This window comes from Streptomyces sp. R35, assembly GCF_041053035.1.
GTDB lineage: Bacteria > Actinomycetota > Actinomycetes > Streptomycetales > Streptomycetaceae > Streptomyces > Streptomyces lutosisoli.
The window spans coordinates 2806568-2823012 of sequence record NZ_CP163440.1 but is presented as its reverse complement, the minus strand read 5'-3'; the positions used below and the strand labels follow the sequence as shown (position 1 = coordinate 2823012).

General features: G+C 70.1%; 16 protein-coding genes. 10 read left to right on the top strand and 6 right to left on the bottom strand.

The window, feature by feature from the left end; genetic code table 11:
* The first annotated feature begins 108 nt into the window (after nt 1-108).
* The 3 genes from AB5J50_RS13120 to AB5J50_RS13110 all read left to right on the top strand — a co-directional run bounded on the left by AB5J50_RS13120 (nt 109) and on the right by AB5J50_RS13110 (nt 1830).
* Nucleotides 109-750 carry a uridine kinase gene (locus AB5J50_RS13120; protein ID WP_369257744.1) on the top strand — a complete coding sequence of 214 codons (642 nt, stop codon included), beginning with the start codon at nt 109-111 and terminating at the stop codon, nt 748-750.
* 107 nt (nt 751-857) lie between these two features.
* Nucleotides 858-1271, top strand: a complete 414-nt coding sequence (locus AB5J50_RS13115) for a PPOX class F420-dependent oxidoreductase (protein ID WP_369257742.1) — start codon at nt 858-860, stop codon at nt 1269-1271.
* A 139-nt stretch (nt 1272-1410) separates the two neighbouring features.
* Nucleotides 1411-1830 carry a CBS domain-containing protein gene (locus AB5J50_RS13110; protein WP_369257740.1) on the top strand — a complete coding sequence of 140 codons (420 nt, stop codon included), beginning with the start codon at nt 1411-1413 and terminating at the stop codon, nt 1828-1830.
* Nucleotides 1831-1918: 88 nt separating this feature from the next.
* On the opposite strand, the gene AB5J50_RS13105 is transcribed toward AB5J50_RS13110, so the two are convergent.
* Nucleotides 1919-3046, bottom strand: a complete 1128-nt coding sequence (locus tag AB5J50_RS13105; protein ID WP_369257738.1) for a magnesium and cobalt transport protein CorA — start codon at nt 3044-3046, stop codon at nt 1919-1921.
* Nucleotides 3047-3261: 215 nt separating this feature from the next.
* Here AB5J50_RS13105 and AB5J50_RS13100 point away from each other — a divergent pair, with 215 nt between their 5' ends.
* On the top strand, nt 3262-4056 hold the full coding sequence (locus AB5J50_RS13100; protein ID WP_369257736.1) for a methyltransferase domain-containing protein: 795 nt from the start codon (nt 3262-3264) through the stop codon (nt 4054-4056).
* A 155-nt stretch (nt 4057-4211) separates the two neighbouring features.
* Here the strand turns inward: AB5J50_RS13100 and AB5J50_RS13095 are convergent, their stop codons facing one another.
* Entirely contained in the window at nt 4212-5165 is a 954-nt protein-coding gene (locus AB5J50_RS13095; RefSeq protein ID WP_369257734.1) for a carbohydrate kinase family protein, read from the bottom strand.
* Nucleotides 5162-6067, bottom strand: coding sequence for a pseudouridine-5'-phosphate glycosidase (locus AB5J50_RS13090; protein ID WP_327427895.1), 906 nt, complete (start codon nt 6065-6067; stop codon nt 5162-5164). Before AB5J50_RS13090 ends, AB5J50_RS13095 begins: the two co-directional genes overlap by 4 nt.
* Nucleotides 6068-6172: 105 nt before the next feature.
* Between AB5J50_RS13090 and AB5J50_RS13085 the strand changes: the two genes are divergently transcribed.
* The gene (locus AB5J50_RS13085; RefSeq protein WP_369257731.1) at nt 6173-6601 is read left to right on the top strand and encodes a VOC family protein; all 429 of its coding nucleotides are present in this window, start codon (nt 6173-6175) and stop codon (nt 6599-6601) included.
* 194 nt (nt 6602-6795) lie between these two features.
* Nucleotides 6796-7158, top strand: coding sequence for a cupin domain-containing protein (locus tag AB5J50_RS13080; RefSeq protein ID WP_369257729.1), 363 nt, complete (start codon nt 6796-6798; stop codon nt 7156-7158).
* Nucleotides 7159-7193: 35 nt separating this feature from the next.
* Here AB5J50_RS13080 and AB5J50_RS13075 read toward each other — a convergent pair whose 3' ends face one another.
* The 3 genes from AB5J50_RS13075 to AB5J50_RS13065 all read right to left on the bottom strand — a co-directional run bounded on the left by AB5J50_RS13075 (nt 7194) and on the right by AB5J50_RS13065 (nt 10213).
* Nucleotides 7194-8486: an MFS transporter gene (locus AB5J50_RS13075; RefSeq protein ID WP_369265378.1), complete on the bottom strand. Its 1293-nt coding sequence runs from the start codon at nt 8484-8486 to the stop codon at nt 7194-7196.
* Nucleotides 8487-8701: 215 nt separating this feature from the next.
* Nucleotides 8702-9256, bottom strand: coding sequence for a methylated-DNA--[protein]-cysteine S-methyltransferase (locus AB5J50_RS13070; RefSeq protein WP_327427892.1), 555 nt, complete (start codon nt 9254-9256; stop codon nt 8702-8704).
* Between the two features lie 87 nt (nt 9257-9343).
* Nucleotides 9344-10213 (bottom strand): glycerophosphodiester phosphodiesterase, encoded by an 870-nt coding sequence (locus tag AB5J50_RS13065; protein WP_369257727.1) that lies wholly within the window; start codon nt 10211-10213, stop codon nt 9344-9346.
* Nucleotides 10214-10492: 279 nt separating this feature from the next.
* On the opposite strand from AB5J50_RS13065, the gene AB5J50_RS13060 reads away from it, so the two are divergent.
* The 4 genes from AB5J50_RS13060 to AB5J50_RS13045 all read left to right on the top strand — a co-directional run bounded on the left by AB5J50_RS13060 (nt 10493) and on the right by AB5J50_RS13045 (nt 16335).
* Complete coding sequence (locus tag AB5J50_RS13060) at nt 10493-11359, top strand: MHYT domain-containing protein (protein WP_369257725.1); 867 nt, start codon at nt 10493-10495, stop codon at nt 11357-11359.
* 40 nt (nt 11360-11399) lie between these two features.
* Complete coding sequence (gene uvrB, locus AB5J50_RS13055; protein WP_369257723.1) at nt 11400-13529, top strand: excinuclease ABC subunit UvrB; 2130 nt, start codon at nt 11400-11402, stop codon at nt 13527-13529.
* Between the two features lie 160 nt (nt 13530-13689).
* Nucleotides 13690-14268 (top strand): TerD family protein, encoded by a 579-nt coding sequence (locus AB5J50_RS13050; protein WP_327427888.1) that lies wholly within the window; start codon nt 13690-13692, stop codon nt 14266-14268.
* A gap of 45 nt (nt 14269-14313) precedes the next feature.
* Nucleotides 14314-16335: a TerD family protein gene (locus tag AB5J50_RS13045; RefSeq protein ID WP_369257721.1), complete on the top strand. Its 2022-nt coding sequence runs from the start codon at nt 14314-14316 to the stop codon at nt 16333-16335.
* Nucleotides 16336-16445 lie beyond the last annotated feature (110 nt).

The following is a 16445-nucleotide window of genomic DNA, read 5'->3' as shown; positions in this document are numbered from 1 at the left end:
GGCGGGCGGGTGGCGTGAGTATCGCGGCCCATACCTGGAGCGCGGCTCACCTCCCTGAACTCCTCGCCGCCCGCCACGCCCACGAGAACGTCTTGTGATCGCGGCATCATGGGCCCTGTGCGACTCGAAGCGATCACCTGGGAACGGCTCGGCGACCTCCTCGCCGAGCGTCTGCTCGACCTGAAGCCGGACGATGGCAGCCCCTGGCCGCGCATCGCCTTCGACGGAGCCCCGGCCGCCCGCCCAGGCGAGCTCGCGCACCGCGTCTCCGAGGCGCTGCGCATACGCGGCCGGTCCTCGCTCGTCGTGGGCACGGAGGGCTTCCTGCGTCCGGCGTCGCTCCGGCTCGAATACGGCCACCAGGACGCCGAGGCGTACTACGACGGCTGGTTCGACACCAGCGCCCTCTGGCGCGAGGTCTTCGGCCCCCTCGAAGCGGGCGGCAACGGCCGTGTCCTGCCCGACCTCTGGGACCCGGCCACCGACCGCGCCACCCGCAGCTCCTCCATCCAACTCCCGCCCGGCGGCCTCCTGTTGCTGCACGGCCCCCTCCTTCTGCGCCACTGGTTCCCGTTCGACCTCAGCGTCCATGTACTCCTCTCCCCGGGCGCCCTCCGCCGCCGTACTCCGGAGGCCGAGCACTGGACCCTCCCCGCCTTCGAGCGCTACGAGAACGAGGTGGACCCGGGCGCCACGGCCGACGTCCTGGTGCGAGCCGACGATCCGCGTCGCCCGGCGTGGAACGGCTGACTCGTCGCCCCGTCACCCCGTCGCCCCGCCGGCAGGCTGATCGGCTGATCAAAAGTGCCGACCCCTCAGGGCTTTTATATGCATGCGCATGTAGTTAGCCTGTGTTCATGACGCTCTCCGCCGACAATCCGGCCTCCTTCGACGACTCCGTTCGCGCCCTCCTCGACGGCAAGAACTTCGCCAGCGTCGCCACCCTCGGCCCCGGCGGCGCTCCCCAGAACTCGGTGGTCTGGATCAAACGCGAGGGCGACAGCGTCCTCTTCTCCTCGACCGCGGGACGCCAGAAGGTGCGCAACCTCCAACGGGACCCCCGCATCAGCCTCTCTGTCTTCGACCTCGCCAACCCCTACACCTCGGTCGAGATCCGCGGCACCGCCGAGATCCTCCCCGACGACGCCAAGCGCCTCCCGTACGAGCTCTCGCACAAGTACCTCGGCATCGACCCTCCGGCGGAGAAGGACGACGAGGTCCGCGTGATCATCCGCGTCGTCCCGCGGAAGATCGTCGGATTCTCCGTCTGACCCCGGGCGGCTTGGCGGGCACCCCTCGGCAACGGGGACTTCCGGGTGCGTATCGCTGGGGACACGGCGAGAATGTAGGGCGCCGGGACTAGCGGTGTGTTCCGCGCCGCGCCGGCCGTCCGGCACCGGGAGGTACTTCATGACCACCGCCGGAGACATCATGCACCGTGGTGCCCAGTGGATTCCCGCCCACGAGACCCTGGACCGCGCCGCCCAGCTGATGCGCGAGCTCAACGTGGGCGCCCTGCCCATCAGCGACGAGAACGAACGACTCTGCGGCATTCTCACGGACCGCGACATCGTCGTCGGCTGTGTGGCCATGGGCCGCGACCCGGCACGGGTCACCGCGGGCGAGATGGCCCAGGGCACACCGCGCTGGATCGACTCGGGCGCCGACGTCGGCGAGGTGCTCCTGGAGATGAAGGGTCACCAGATCCGCCGGCTTCCCGTGATCGAGGACAAACGCCTGGTCGGCATGATCAGCGAGGCCGACCTGGCCCGGCACCTGACGGACGAACAGCTCGCGGCGTGGGTCGAGAGCGTCTACGCGACGAGCTGACCTCGCCGGTTCTGCCTGTTCCCGCCTTCCAGCCGTTCCCGAGTGGGCGCCTTCCCCGTCCGGCCGGCCGTGCCGGGCGAGGGGCGTCTCACAGCCAGCCGTTGCGCCGGAATCCCCGGTACAGGACGAGGCAGGCGAGGGATATCACGCCTATGACGATGGGGTAGCCGAACCTCCAGTGCAGTTCCGGCATGTTGTCGAAGTTCATGCCGTACACCCCGCAGACCATCGTCGGCACGGCGATGACCGCCGCCCATGCCGTGATCTTCCGCATGTCCTCGTTCTGCGCCACCGTCACCTGCGCGAGGTGCGCCTGCAGGATCGAGTTGAGCAGTTCGTCGAAGGCGGCGATCTGTTCGGTGACCCGCAGCAGATGGTCGGAGACGTCCCGGAAGTAGGCTTGTATCTCCGGGTCGACGACCCGTATCGGCCGAGTCGCGAGCTCCTGGACCGGGCGGGCGAGCGGGACCACGGCCCGCTTCAGCTCGAGGAGTTCACGCTTGAGCTGGTAGATGCGGCCCGCGTCGGTCCGTGCTCCGTTCTCGGCGAACACATGGGCCTCGACCTGGTCGATGTCCTCCTGGACCGAGTCCGTGACATTCACATAGTCGTCGACCACATGGTCCGCGATCGCGTGCAGCACCGCGGCCGGTCCCTTGGAAAGCTGGAGCGAGTCGGCCTCCAACTCCTCGCGCAGCGGGCCCAGGGAGCCGTGCCGTCCATGCCGCACGGTGATGACGAAGTCGTGCCCGACGAAGACCATGATCTCGCCGGTGTCCACCACTTCGCTGGTCGCCGTCAGTTCCTTGTGCTCGACGTAGCAGACCGTCTTGAACACGGCGAACAGCGTCTCGCCGTACCGCTCCAGCTTCGGGCGCTGATGGGCCTCCACCGCGTCCTCGACCGCCAGGGGGTGCAGATCGAAGAGCTCGGCGATGCCGGCGAACTCCCGGGCCGTCGGCTCGTGCAGTCCGAGCCAGACGAATCCTTCGTCGCTCTTGCGGATCCGCTCCACGGTGTCGACCAGATCGCGGCCGCCGGGGACCCGGGCGCCGTCCTGGTACGCCACGCAGTTCACCACCGCGGAGCCCAGCGGAGACCGGGCGGGGTGACTCAGGTCGACACGGGCGCGCCGCCGCGTCAACCGGGCCACCTTGCGGAGGCCGCCGACCGCGCCGAGGGCCGTGACCTTCCGCAGATTCCCTGCCATGGACATCTGGATCTCCTTGCGTGGATCTCCTCGCGCCGCACTTTGCGCCTTGGCGCGCCAGTCTGCCAGGCCTGATCGAGCGCCGGAAAAGCCTGTGGGAACGGAACATTCCGTTCCGGCTGGTGTGTGAGTGAGCGGTCAACGCTCACCGGATCGCGCAGGTGGCGGCAACGGGAGCGTCGGCGATTCCAGACAAGCCGGTCAACTGGGATGATCTCCTCATGACGCGAACCGACGGGTATCTCCTCGACAACCAGCAGACCGAGGCGGGACAGCGCTTCGACGCCTTTGCCGCTCTCTTCGACCCCACGACGTTCCGGCACATCGAGCGCTTCGGCATCGGGTCCGGCTGGCGCTGCTGGGAGGTCGGCGCGGGCGGCACGTCCGTCGTGTCCTGGCTGGCCAAGAAGGTCGGCCCGACCGGACGGGTCGTCGCCACCGACATCGACACCTCGTGGGCGGCCTCCGCAGCCCGCCCGCCGGTCGAGGTCCGTGTCCACGACGTGGGCGCCGAGGAGCCGCCGGGGGAGGGCTTCGACCTCGTGCACGCCCGGCTCGTGCTGGTCCATGTGCCGGACCGGGAGCGGGCGTTGCGGTCGATGGTCAAGGCCCTGCGGCCCGGCGGCCGGCTCCTCGTCGAGGACGGCGACCCCGCGCTGCAGCCTCTCCTCTGCCCCGACGAGTACGGCCCCGAGCAACAGCTCGCGAACCGACTGCGCCAGGGCTTCCGCAGTCTGCTCGCGGAGCGCGGCGCCGATCTCGCGTATGGCCGCAAACTCCCGCGCCTGCTCCGCGAGGCGGGGCTGCAGGGTGTGGAGGCCGACGCGTATTTCCCCGTCACCTCGCCCGCCTGTGCCGACCTGGAGGCCGCGACGATCCGTCAGATCCGCGACCAGCTCGTCACCGCGGGCCTGGCCACCGACCAGGACATCGACCGCCACCTGGCCAACGTAGCCACCGGCTCCATGGACCTGGCGACGGCACCGATGATCTCGGCATGGGGGCGCAAGGGGTAGCCGGAAAAGGGGAGTTGGCCCGGGGCGCCATGGGCCGTGCCGCGCCGATGCGGGGCGCCACGGGCCTGGCCGCCCACCCGTGGGCCGGCCCACTCGCGGGCCGGCCCACCGGCAGGCTTCGCCGGCCCGCCGCCGAGTCTTCCGTCCGGCCGCCGTCAGGCGCCCACCGGTGGCCTTCCTCCGATCCGTTCCACCGCCATCGCCCCCGCTCCGCAGCCCTCCGCCGCCGCCTCCTCGGCCTCCGCGCCCGCGAGCAGGGCGGCGAGGAATGCCCCGGTGAAGGCGTCGCCGGCGCCCGTGGTGTCGCGAGGGGTGGCGGGCACGGCCGGGACACGGGCCCGGACGGTTCCGGAACGGGCCACGAGGGCCCCGTCAACGCCCTGCTTGGCGACGACCAGGGGAACATGGCGGCTCAGCTTGGCCGCCGCGTCCGCGGGATCGGGCAGCCCGGTCAGCAGGTACGCCTCGTCCCGGCTGGGCAGCAGGATGTCGACGCCCTCGGCGAGTTCGAGGAAGCGGTCCACCCCGAGCTCGGTGAGGAACCCCGCCGACGCCGGATCCAGGCTCACCGGTACGCCACGCGCGCGTGCCGACTCCAGTGCCACCGACACCAGCGCCCGGCTCGGCTCGGAGAAGAACAGGTAGCCCGACAGATGCAGGCGCGCGACACCGTCGAGCAGAGCGGGTGACCAGTCGTCGGGTTCGAGCCGCAGGGAGGCCCCGCTGTCCGTGAGGAACGTACGTTCCGCCGAAGCACCCGTGTCCACCAGGCAGATCACCGTCCCGGTCGGCGCCTCCGGATCAACGACGAGCAGGGGACGTACACCGCAGGTCGCGAGCTCGCGCTCGTGCCACGCGGCCGCCTCCGCTCCCACCCGGCCGAGCAGCCGTACGTCCGCGCAACCCCGATGCGCCGCCCAGCATGCGACGTTGGCGCCGGCGCCGCCGGGCACGGTGCGGATCGCGGCGGCCGTGTCGGTGCCCGCCGCGAGCGGCCCGCGGTGCCGGGCGACGACGTCGGTGACCACGTCTCCGACGACGAGCAGAGCGCCCGCAAGCGCCTCCGCCTCCGTATCCCGCCCGGCGGCCCCGTGATCCGTCCCGCTCACGCCCCGGCCCAGGCCGCCGCGATCCGCCCCGCGAGCCGTACGTTGCCGCGCACCGCCGCCAGATTGGCGCTCAGCGAGGCGCCGTCGGTGTGCCGCACCAGATAGTCGAGCAGGAACGGCGTCACCGCCTGCCCGGTCACGCCCTCCGCCTCACACGCGTGCAGCGCGTCGGCGAGCACGCGCGCGTGGAGCGCGGGATCGAGCTGCTCCTCCTCGGGGACGGGGTTCGCGACGATGAGCGCCGACTCGGGAGCGTCCAGTGCGTCCTGCGCGCGCATGACATCCGCCACCTGCCCGGGGGACTCCAGCGTCCAGTCCACCGGATGTCCCGAGTCCGACAGATAGAAGCCGGGGAAGCGCTCCGTGTCGTACCCGGCCACCGCCACACCCAGCGTCTCCAGGCGTTGCAGCGTCGCCGGCACGTCCAGGATCGACTTCACACCGGCGCACACCACCGTGATCCGGGTACGCGCCAGCAGGCCCAGGTCGGCCGACTCGTCCTGCGTCACCGTCCACTCCCGGTGCACCCCGCCGAGCCCGCCCGTCGCGAACACCCGTACGCCCGCGCGGGCGGCGAGCAGCGCCGTCGCGGACACGGTCGTCGCCCCGCTCGCACCCGCCGCCACCGCGAGCGGCAGATCGCGGTGGCCCAGCTTGCGGATCCCGTCCTCGTTCGCGACCCGCTCCAACTGCTCCTTGTCCAGACCGACATGCGGCTGCCCGTCGAGCACGGCGATCGTCGCGGGGACGGCACCCTCCTGCCGTACGACATCCTCCAGCTCCAGCGCGACCTGCAGATTGCGCGGGCGCGGCAGCCCATGGGCGATGATCGTCGACTCCAGGGCCACCACCGGCCGGCGCGCGTCGAGCGCCTCCCGTACCTCTTCGGACACCACGATCACGCGCCTGCCTCCTGTCGGTCGTCTTTCCTCACCTCTGGATCTCTGGCGGGCGGCGCGCCCGGTCAAACCCTTGCGACCTGCGGCGTACGACATCAGCCTGGGGGCATGACGGACAACTCGCCACGTCTCGACCATGTCGTCCTCTGGGTACGTGATCCGGTCGCCTCGGCCGACTTCTACGAGAAGGCGGTCGGACTGGAACCCCTGAAGGTCACCGAATTCGCCGCCGGAAAGGCGTCGTTCCCCTCAGCGCGCCTCAATGAAGAGACCATTTTCGACCTCATGCCCCTCCCCATGGCGGCGTATATGAACATGGTCCCCGGAGGCGCCGACAGCGCCGGTCATCCGGTCAACCACGTATGCCTGTCCCTGCAGGAAAGCGATTTCGACGCGCTGCGGGCACGTCTGGAGGAGCGGTCCGTCCCGCTCTCGGGCTTCTCCTACGACTCCTATGGCGCCCGCGGACTGGCCAAGCGCAGTTTCTACTTCCGCGACCCGGACGGGAACGTCTTCGAGGCACGGCACTACGAGTAGGCCTCACGGCACTACGAGTAAGCCTCAAGGGGGAGAAGGGGTGCACCCGCGCGCGGGTGCACCCCTTCGGGAGGCCATATGGCTGTGTCGATCCGCACGGGACGCTGAACGGCGGACGGCCTGTCTGACCGCGTCTCGAACAGAGGCGACCCTCGACGCGCCCGGCGGATCACGTGCCCTTAGGGTGACCGCTCATGACCACGAACACCCAGCCCGCCCCGTCCTTCGCCGTGCACATCCCCGACGCCGAGCTCGAACCGGAGCCCCTGGACCCGGCTCAGATCGTCTCCGGCGACCCGGTCGTGACCGGCAAGGTGCTGTGGGAGTCGGCCGACGGCAAGCAGCTGCGCGGCATCTGGCAGATCACGCCCGGCGTGGTGACCGACACGGAGGCGAACGAGCTCTTCGTCGTCGTCAGCGGCCGCGCCACGATCGAGGTCGAGGGCGGCGACGTCATCGAGGTGGGCCCCGGCGACGCGGCGATCCTGCGCGAGGGCGACCGCACCACCTGGACCGTGCACGAGACGCTCCGCAAGGCGTACCACATCAGCCTCTGAGGCCCCGGGAGCCGCTGAGGGCCTTTCTCCGGACCTCAGAGACCTTCCACGGCCTGTGATCCCCGAGAGCGCCGACCCCGCGTGAACAGCGCCAGCCCGCTCAGCGGCACCAGCAGACACGCCGCGACGAGGTTCAGCCACCCATAGCTCGCCCGCGCGACCACGAGACCGGCGGCCGCTCCACCGAGACCGGCTGCCGTGCTCATGGTCAGGTCGGACAGCCCCTGCGCGGCGGCCCGCGCCGCCTGGGGCACGGAGTCCGTCAGGAGCGCCGAGCCCGACACCATCCCGGACGACCAGCCCAGGCCCAGCACGAAGAGCCCCACGGCGATCTGTCCGCGGCTGCCGCCCGCTGTCCCGGCGAGCAGCGCCGCACAGGCCAGCAGCCCCACCGCGAGACCGATCCCGGAGAGCCGGCCGAGCCGGTCCGAGAGCCGCCCCATGAGGGGCGAGAACGCGTACATGCCCGCGATGTGACCACTGATCACCAGCCCGATCAGATCGATGCTCGCCCCGTGATGTCCGAGGTCCACGGGGGTCATCGACATGATCGAGACCATCGCGGTGTGCGAGACGGCCACGGTCACGAGCGCCAGCTTGGCCCGCGGCGAGGCCCTGACGGCCGCCAGACCGGCTCGCAGCGTACGTGCGTCGGCCGACTGCTCCTCGATCGGCGCGAGCGCTCTGGCGGTCAGCAGCGGATCGGGGCGCAGCAGTACGGCCACCGTCAGCGCCGACACGAGAAACACCCCGGCCGCCCACAGGAACGGCCCCGCCGCCTCGGGAATCCCGAGTCCGGAGACGCTGCGTCCGGCGGGCGCGGCGATGTTGGGCCCCAGTACCGCTCCGATCGTGGTGGCCCACACCACGTTCGAGATGGCCCGGGCGCGCCGCCCGGGTTCGGCCAGATCGGCGGCCGCGAACCGCGCCTGCAGATTCGCCGACGAAGCCGCGCCGAACCCCGCCATGCCGAGCAGCAGCAGCGGAAAGCTCCCGACGCTCGCGGCGACCACCACGACACCCGCACCCAACGCGCCGATGAGATACGCCAGCACCAGCCCCGGCCGACGGCCGCGCGCGGTCATCAGCGCGGCCAGCGGTACCGAGAGCACCGCCGTACCGGTGACGGTCGCGGTGGGCGCGAGCCCGGACAGCGACTCGGTGCCACTGACCTGCTTGGCCAGCACGGCGGCGAGCGCGATGCCCGTGGCGACCCCGAGCCCGCCGAGGATCTGACTGGCGATCAGTACGGCGGTGATACGGCGCCGCAGCGCCGGTATCGCGTCCGCGTCGAGGGAGAGGGCGTCCTGCCGCTCGACGGAGGTCACGGCGAATACTCGGAGGCAGCGGAACAGGATGCGGAACAGGGTCTGGTCACCGGCGCAGTTTCCCAGCTCGTACCCCAGTACGAACACCGGTTATCGGGTGTACGCACGCGGGTTGCCGCCCAGGGCGATAGGCCCCGTCCGGCTCACCGAGGAGCCATCCGAACAGCGGCGCTCACCGAAGAGCCGTGAGAACCGCGATGTTCACGGGAGAGCCGTCAGAACAGCGGCTCGGGAAGCACGCCCTCCAGAGCGAGCAGCTTCCGCTTGGTCTCCAGGCCACCCCCGAACCCGCCGATACCGCCGTCGCTCTCGACCACCCGGTGACACGGCACGACGACCGGCAGCGGATTCGAGCCCATGGCCACCCCCACGGCCTGCGCCGCACCCGGTTGGCCGACCCGCCCGGCCAGGTCGCCGTAGCCCACGACCGAGCCGTAGGGAACGCCGGACGCCAGCTCGCGGAGCACCTGGCGGTTGAACCCGGAGATCAGCGACCAGTCCAGCGGCAGCTCGAAGTCGCGCCGTTCGCCCGCGAAGTACGCCACGACCTGATGTATCGCCTCGGCCAGCAGAGGTGACCCGGGTGCCTCGACGGGCTCGGCGCCCAGTCGGGACGCGAGCCGGTCGAGCGCCTTGTCGCGCACCGTGTCCGTGGCGTGGAACACGACGTTCACCAGGCCGTCGCGCGTCGCCGCCAGCAGCAGCGGACCGATGTCCGTGCCGACGACGGTCCACACGACCTGCTGCTCGTACTGCCCATGGCTGTCCATGCGACCCACCGTACGGCGCGCCACTGACAATGCCCGTGGTGCGGACGACGGCGCACGTCCGCACCACGGGCGAGGGGCCGGGCGGTACTACTGCAGAGCCTTCTGGATCACGTCGGGCACATTGGTGATGACGCCGTCCACCCCGAAGCCCGCCACGCGCCTGGCGGTGTCCGCGTTGTTGACGGTCCAGGCGAAGACCTTCATCCGACTGCCGTGCGGCCCGTCGAACCCGTGGACCGCGGAGACGTAGCCGGACGAGAGAGCGGTGTGATCCGAGTTGATCTGATCGGCGAACTGCGCGTAGTCGGGCAGCTGTGCGATCGACGGCCTGCCCAGGAAGGCCGTCTTGATGCCGGGGCGCAGATCGTGGACCGTTCGCACGCTGTCCGCGCTGAAACTCTGGACGATCAGGCTGCTCTTCAGGTGCGCCGGGTCGAGCCAGCCCTCGTTGCTCAGGAGCTTGAGGGTCTGCCGCTCGATGCCCGGATAGAGCTCGGGGTTCTTGACCTCCAGGACGAGCTTCTGGTGGTTGTGCGAGACGCGGTTCATGTACTGCTTCAGCGTCGGCACGCGCACGCCCGCGTACCGGGGGCTGAACCAGCTCCCGGCGTCCAGGCGGGCGATCTCCGCGGCGGTGAAGTCCTTGACCTTCCAGGGAGACCGGTGCGGATAGACCCGCTCGACGTCGGTCGTACGCGCCAGCGTGGCGTCGTGGAGGACCACGAGTTCACCGTCCTTGGTGCGCTGGACGTCGTTCTCGACCCACGGGAATCCCATCGCGGCCGCCTTGTCGATGGCGGCCAGGGTGTTCTCGGGCGCGTAGGCGGAGGCGCCGCGATGGGAGACGATCACGGGACCGGTGCTCTGGGACCCGGCCCGGGCGTGCGGACTCGGCAGTATCAGCACGGCGCCCCCTAGAAGCGCGGCGGTCGTGGCGGCGGCAACGCGCGCGTGCATGCGTTCTCCTCACGTCGAGCGATCACGGACAGCACAAGAGTGACAGCAGAGGGTCAACGGAGGAGGGGTACGAGATGGCCGCGGATTGAAAGGAGTTGTCCAAGTCCGCTCACTGGCACCGCACAAGTGGGGCGAGGTCGTGATTCTTTGCCGGAAAATCGTTCGACCATTCCGGTGGGAGTCATACTCTCTGCCTCGACCCTGTCCGCTCTCGCGGTCCTGAGGGTGGGGGCATTTCAGGAATTTTCAGGAGCAACAGGGTGGGAAGGGCAGCCGCACATGCAGGGCACGGTCGACGGCTTCACTTACGGACTCGTCACACCGCTGGTGGCATACCTCATGGCCTGCCTGGGCGGAGCGCTGGGTCTGCGCTGCACCACCAGATCGATGCTCGTCGCCCGCTCCTGGCGCGGCGGCTGGCTCGCCCTCGGCTCGGCGGCGATCGGCTCGGGCATATGGACCATGCACTTCATCGCGATGATGGGGTTCACGGTCAAGGAGACCCCCGTCCACTACGACAAACCGACGACGTTCGCGAGCCTGGGCGTTGCCATCGTGATGGTCGGCATCGGGATCTTCATCGTCGGCTACAAGGGCGCCACCGGAACGGCGCTCTTCACCGGGGGCACCATCACCGGTCTGGGTGTCGCCTCGATGCACTACCTGGGCATGGCCGGCATGCGCCTCAACGGAAAGCTCGAATACAACACCCTGACCGTCTCCGCGTCGGTCGTCATAGCCGTCGTCGCCGCCACCGCCGCCCTGTGGGCGGCGGGACAAGTGCGGGGATTCCTCTGGAGCGTGGGCGCCAGTCTCGTCATGGGGCTCGCCGTCAGCGGTATGCACTACGTGGGCATGGCCGCCCTCAGCGTCCATCTGCACGGCTCGACCAGCACCCCCGCGGGGGACTCGCCCGCCGCCCTGCTCGCACCCATGATGATCGGCCCGCTGGCCTTTCTGTGTCTGGCGGGCGTGGTCGTGATGTTCGACCCGCTGATGGTCATGGGCAAGCCCGACTGGACGCCCGTGGAGAACAGGCCGGGCATCCCGGCGCACCCCGCCGTCCCGCACCCCGGCCGCCGTCCCGCGCCCCGCCGCGGCCAGGACCGCGGACACCGGAGTTCCCGCACCCCGCAGAGCTGGTGATCCGGCCCCGTTGTCAGTGCGGGGTCGTACGGTGGATTCCATGCGGCCCGTATCCAAGATCGAACGTTCGGTGGCGCCTTTCGAGGTCGTCAGCTCCTACCAGCCGAGTGGTGACCAGCCCACGGCCATCGCCGAGCTGGAGAAGCGCATCCGCGCAGGTGAGAAGGATGTCGTTCTGCTGGGAGCGACCGGCACCGGCAAGTCCGCCACCACGGCGTGGATGATCGAGAAGCTCCAGCGCCCCACCCTGGTGATGGCCCCGAACAAGACCCTGGCCGCCCAGCTGGCGAACGAATTCCGCGAGCTGCTGCCGAACAACGCGGTCGAGTACTTCGTCTCGTATTACGACTACTACCAGCCCGAGGCGTACGTTCCGCAGTCGGACACCTACATCGAGAAGGACTCCTCGATCAACGAGGAGGTGGAGCGCCTGCGCCACTCCGCGACCAACTCGCTGCTGACCCGCCGCGACGTCGTCGTGGTCGCCTCCGTCTCCTGCATCTACGGCCTCGGCACGCCGCAGGAGTACGTGGACCGGATGGTCCCGCTCAAGGTCGGCGACGAGATCGACCGCGACGACCTGCTGCGCCGCTTCGTCGACATCCAGTACACGCGCAACGACATGGCGTTCGCACGAGGCACCTTCCGGGTCCGCGGCGACACCATCGAGATCTTCCCGGTCTACGAAGAGCTGGCCGTCCGCATCGAGATGTTCGGCGACGAGATCGAGGCCCTCTCCACGCTGCACCCGCTCACCGGCGAGGTCATGAGCGACGACAACCAGATCTATGTGTTCCCGGCCTCCCACTACGTGGCGGGCCCCGAGCGCATGGAGCGCGCCGTCAACGACATCGAGAAGGAACTGGGGGAGCGCCTCACCGAGCTGGAGAAGCAGAGCAAACTCCTGGAGGCCCAGCGTCTGCGCATGCGCACGACGTACGACATCGAGATGCTCCGCCAGATCGGTTCCTGCTCCGGCGTAGAGAACTACTCGATGCACTTCGACGGCCGCGAACCCGGCTCCCCGCCGAACACCCTGATCGACTACTTCCCGGACGACTTCCTGCTCGTCATCGACGAGTCGCACGTCACCGTTCCCCAGATCGGCGCGATGTACGAGGGCGACGCCTCCCGCAAGCGCACCCTTGTCGACCACGGCTTCCGGCTGCCCTCCGCCCTCGACAACCGCCCCCTGAAGTGGGAGGAGTTCCAGGAGCGCATCGGCCAGACCGTGTACCTGTCCGCGACTCCGGGCAAGTACGAGCTCTCCCGCGGCGACGGCTTCGTCGAGCAGATCATCCGTCCCACCGGCCTGATCGACCCCGAGGTCGTCGTCAAGCCCACCGAGGGCCAGATCGACGACCTGGTGCACGAGATCCGCAAGCGCACCGAGAAGGACGAGCGCGTCCTGGTCACCACGCTCACCAAGAAGATGGCCGAGGACCTCACCGACTACTTCCTGGAGCTCGGCATCCAGGTGCGCTATCTGCACAGCGACGTCGACACCCTGCGCCGCGTCGAGCTGCTGCGCGAACTGCGCGCGGGCGAGTTCGACGTCCTGGTCGGCATCAACCTCCTCCGCGAAGGCCTCGACCTGCCCGAGGTCTCCCTGGTGTCGATCCTCGACGCCGACAAGGAAGGCTTCCTGCGCTCGGGCACCTCGCTGATTCAGACCATCGGCCGCGCGGCGCGCAATGTCTCCGGCCAGGTCCACATGTACGCCGACAAGATCACCCCGGCGATGGAGAAGGCCATCGAGGAGACCAACCGTCGCCGGGAGAAGCAGGTCGCGTACAACACGGAGCGGGGCATCGACCCGCAGCCCCTCCGCAAGAAGATCAACGACATCGTCGCGCAGATCGCCCGCGAGGACGTCGACACGGAGCAGCTGCTCGGCTCGGGCTACCGCAAAACGAAGGACGGCAAGGGCGCCAAGGCCCCTGTGCCCGCGCTCGGCGGCAAGGCGGCCAAGTCCGCCAAGGGCAAGGCCAAGGAGACGGTGCCGACCGACCGCCCCGCGGCCGAACTCGCCGGGCAGATCGAGGAGATGACGGAGCGGATGCGCGCTGCCGCGGCCGATCTCCAGTTCGAGATCGCGGCCCGGCTGCGTGACGAGGTGTCCGAGATGAAGAAGGAGCTGCGCCAGATGAAGGAGGCGGGCCTGGCCTGACGTCCTCGCGGGCCCTGCCGGACCTCGGCATATGCGCGCTGTGTTGCAAGACCGACACAAAGCGCGCCCCAGGGTTCGGCACTGTCAGTGGTGCTGCGTAGGGTTCTGGTCATCCGCGGACTCCGCGGCAACAGGGGACAGTTCGAGAGGGGAACAGCGCGTGACGGTCAACATGACCAAGGGTCAGGCCATCAGTCTGCAGAAGAACGACGGGGGCACCCTGACCGCGGTGCGCATGGGGCTCGGCTGGCAGGCCGCCCCCCGGCGCGGCCTGTTCGGCTCGCGCACCCGGGAGATCGACCTCGACGCCTCCGCCGTGCTGTTCGCGGACAAGCAGCCCGTCGACGTGGTGTTCTTCCGCCACCTCGTCAGCGACGACGGCTCGGTACGGCACACGGGTGACAACCTGGTCGGCGGCGTGGGCCAGGGCGGCGACGACGAGGCGATCCTCGTCGACCTGCAGCGCCTCCCGGTCCACATCGACCAGATCGTCTTCACCGTGAACTCCTTCACGGGCCAGACCTTCCAGGAAGTGCAGAACGCGTTCTGCCGTCTGATCGACGAGACCAACGGCCAGGAGCTGGCCCGCTACACGCTGGACGGTGGGGGCAACTACACCGCCCAGATCATGGCGAAGGTGCACCGCGCGGGCACGGGCTGGCAGATGACCGCCCTCGGCACGCCGGCCAACGGCCGCACGTTCCAGGACCTGATGCCCGCGATCCTGCCGCACCTGTAGGCAGCGCGGCGCGCACAGCACGAGGCGACATAGGGGGACAAGGCGATGACGGCCGAGCTGGTCCGGGGGCAGAACCATCCGCTCTCCCAGGTCCGTCTTGAGGTCCGTGTTTCGGCCGGCAAGCCGATCGTGGCCGGGGCCACGCTCAGCGATGAGCAGGGCAAGGTCCGCGGCGTCGAGTGGGTGGCCCACCCGGGCGCGCCCACTCTGCCCGGACTCGAGGTCTCCAAGCAGGCGGCGGCCGACCACCGCCTCGCGTTCGATCTGGACGCCCTGCCGGAGACCGTGCACCGGGTCAGTGTGCTGCTCGCGCTGCCGTCCGGGGCCGGGGGCCCGGTCCGGTTCGGCTCCGTCGCCGCCCCCTTCATCGCGGTCACCGGCCTCGACGGCTCCGAGGTCGCCAGCTACACCATCACAGGGCTGGACGCCGAGTCGGCCGTCGTCGCCCTGGAGCTCTACCGCAGGCAGGGCGCCTGGAAGGTCCGCGCGGTCGGCCAGGGGTACGCGGGCGGTCTCGCCGAACTCCTCACCGACCAGGGCCTGCCCGAGGCCCAGCAGCTCGCGGGCAGCATCAACGAGGCGGTGGCCCAGGGCCTGGCCCGCTCGGTGGCCGCACCCCCGCCGCGCACGCCCGACGGGGACCGCTCACGACAGGCGGCCACCTCGGCGTCGGGACCGGACCAGCCCTACGGCGGACCACAGGGCGCCTCGGGGACGGTACCGCCGCAGCAGTCCCCGTACGACGTGCCGAGTCCGCAAGGGGCCCCCGCGCCGCAGACCGGCTACCCGGGCGGCCCCGGCCAGCCCGATCCTTCGGCCGTCACCCAGCCGTCCACTCCCGCCGGCGGCGGGATCGACTACAGCCATCCCGGCCGGCAGACCGGGGCCCCGCCTCCGCCCCCGCCGACCGCACCACCCGCTCAGCCCGGGCAGCCCGCACAGCCGGTCGCGGGCGACGCGACCGGCTGGTCCATGGAGGAGCGGCTCTACAACCAGGTGTGGGGCATGTTCGAGGACCTGGCCCGCACCACCGCCGCATACCGCAGCGCCGTCGACTTCGCCGACTCGCGGATGGAGCAGGAGCTCGACAAGGTCCTGTCCGACCCGCGCAGCAGGATCGGCGGACAGGGCGACGCCGCACGCGATGCGGCCCGGGCCAAGCACGCCGATCTGGTCGACCAGGCCCGCGCGGCCCTCGACCGGGACCTCGCCCAGCTCACCGCCGAGGCCGAGGTGGTCGAGCCCGCGCTGCCCCCGGCGTTCGCGCGCTGGGACAACCCGGTCTGGCACGGCTACCGAGTGCCGATGGAGATCCCCATGGCGCTGCGCCTGGGCGACCTCCATCTGCCCGAGAGTGAGGGCCTGAGCATCCCGATGCTGGTCCGGCTGCCACTGGAGCGTGGCCTGTGGATCGACAGCGGGCGGGCCACCCTCGACGATTCACTCGCCGACTCCGACGAGCTGCGCCGCCTCGCCATGGACACGGCGGTGGCGCAGGCCGCACGGCTGCTCGCCGTCTATCCCGCGGGCGAGTTCATGGTGCACGTCATCGACCCGGCCGGCTCAGGAGCCTCGTCCCTCGTGCCACTGGTGCAGTCCGGAGCGCTCGACGGCGCGCCCGCGGTCGGCGCCGCAGGTGTGGCCGACGTCCTGGCCAGACTCACCCAGCGCGTCGACCTGGTGCAGATGGCGGTGCGCGGCGGAGCGGCCGACTCGCTGCCACCGGGCTTCGACACCGCGGAGCAACTGCTGATCGTCAACGACTTTCCGCACGGCTTCGACGATCGCGCCGTGACCCAGCTGCGCTATCTCGCGGACGAGGGGCCGGCCGTCGGCGTCCATCTGATGATGGTGGCCGACCGGGAGGACGCCTCCGCCTACGGACCGCTGCTCGACCCGCTGTGGCGCTCGCTGCTGCGCATCACCCCGGTGCCCGACGACCACCTGGCCGATCCGTGGGTCGGGCATGCCTGGACGTTTGAGCCCGCGCTCGTCCCGCCGGGCAGCCAGGTGCTCCAGCAGGTGCTCGCGCAGGTGGCGGCGGCCCGTCGTCCCTGGAACCGCTGACCTCGTCAAGGCCCTGTCAGGAGCTTGCGTCAAGCATCAGTAAAACGTCCTGACCAGGGAATTTATCCATTCCTTTACTAACCCCTTTACCTTTCCTTGGTGATTCGGGT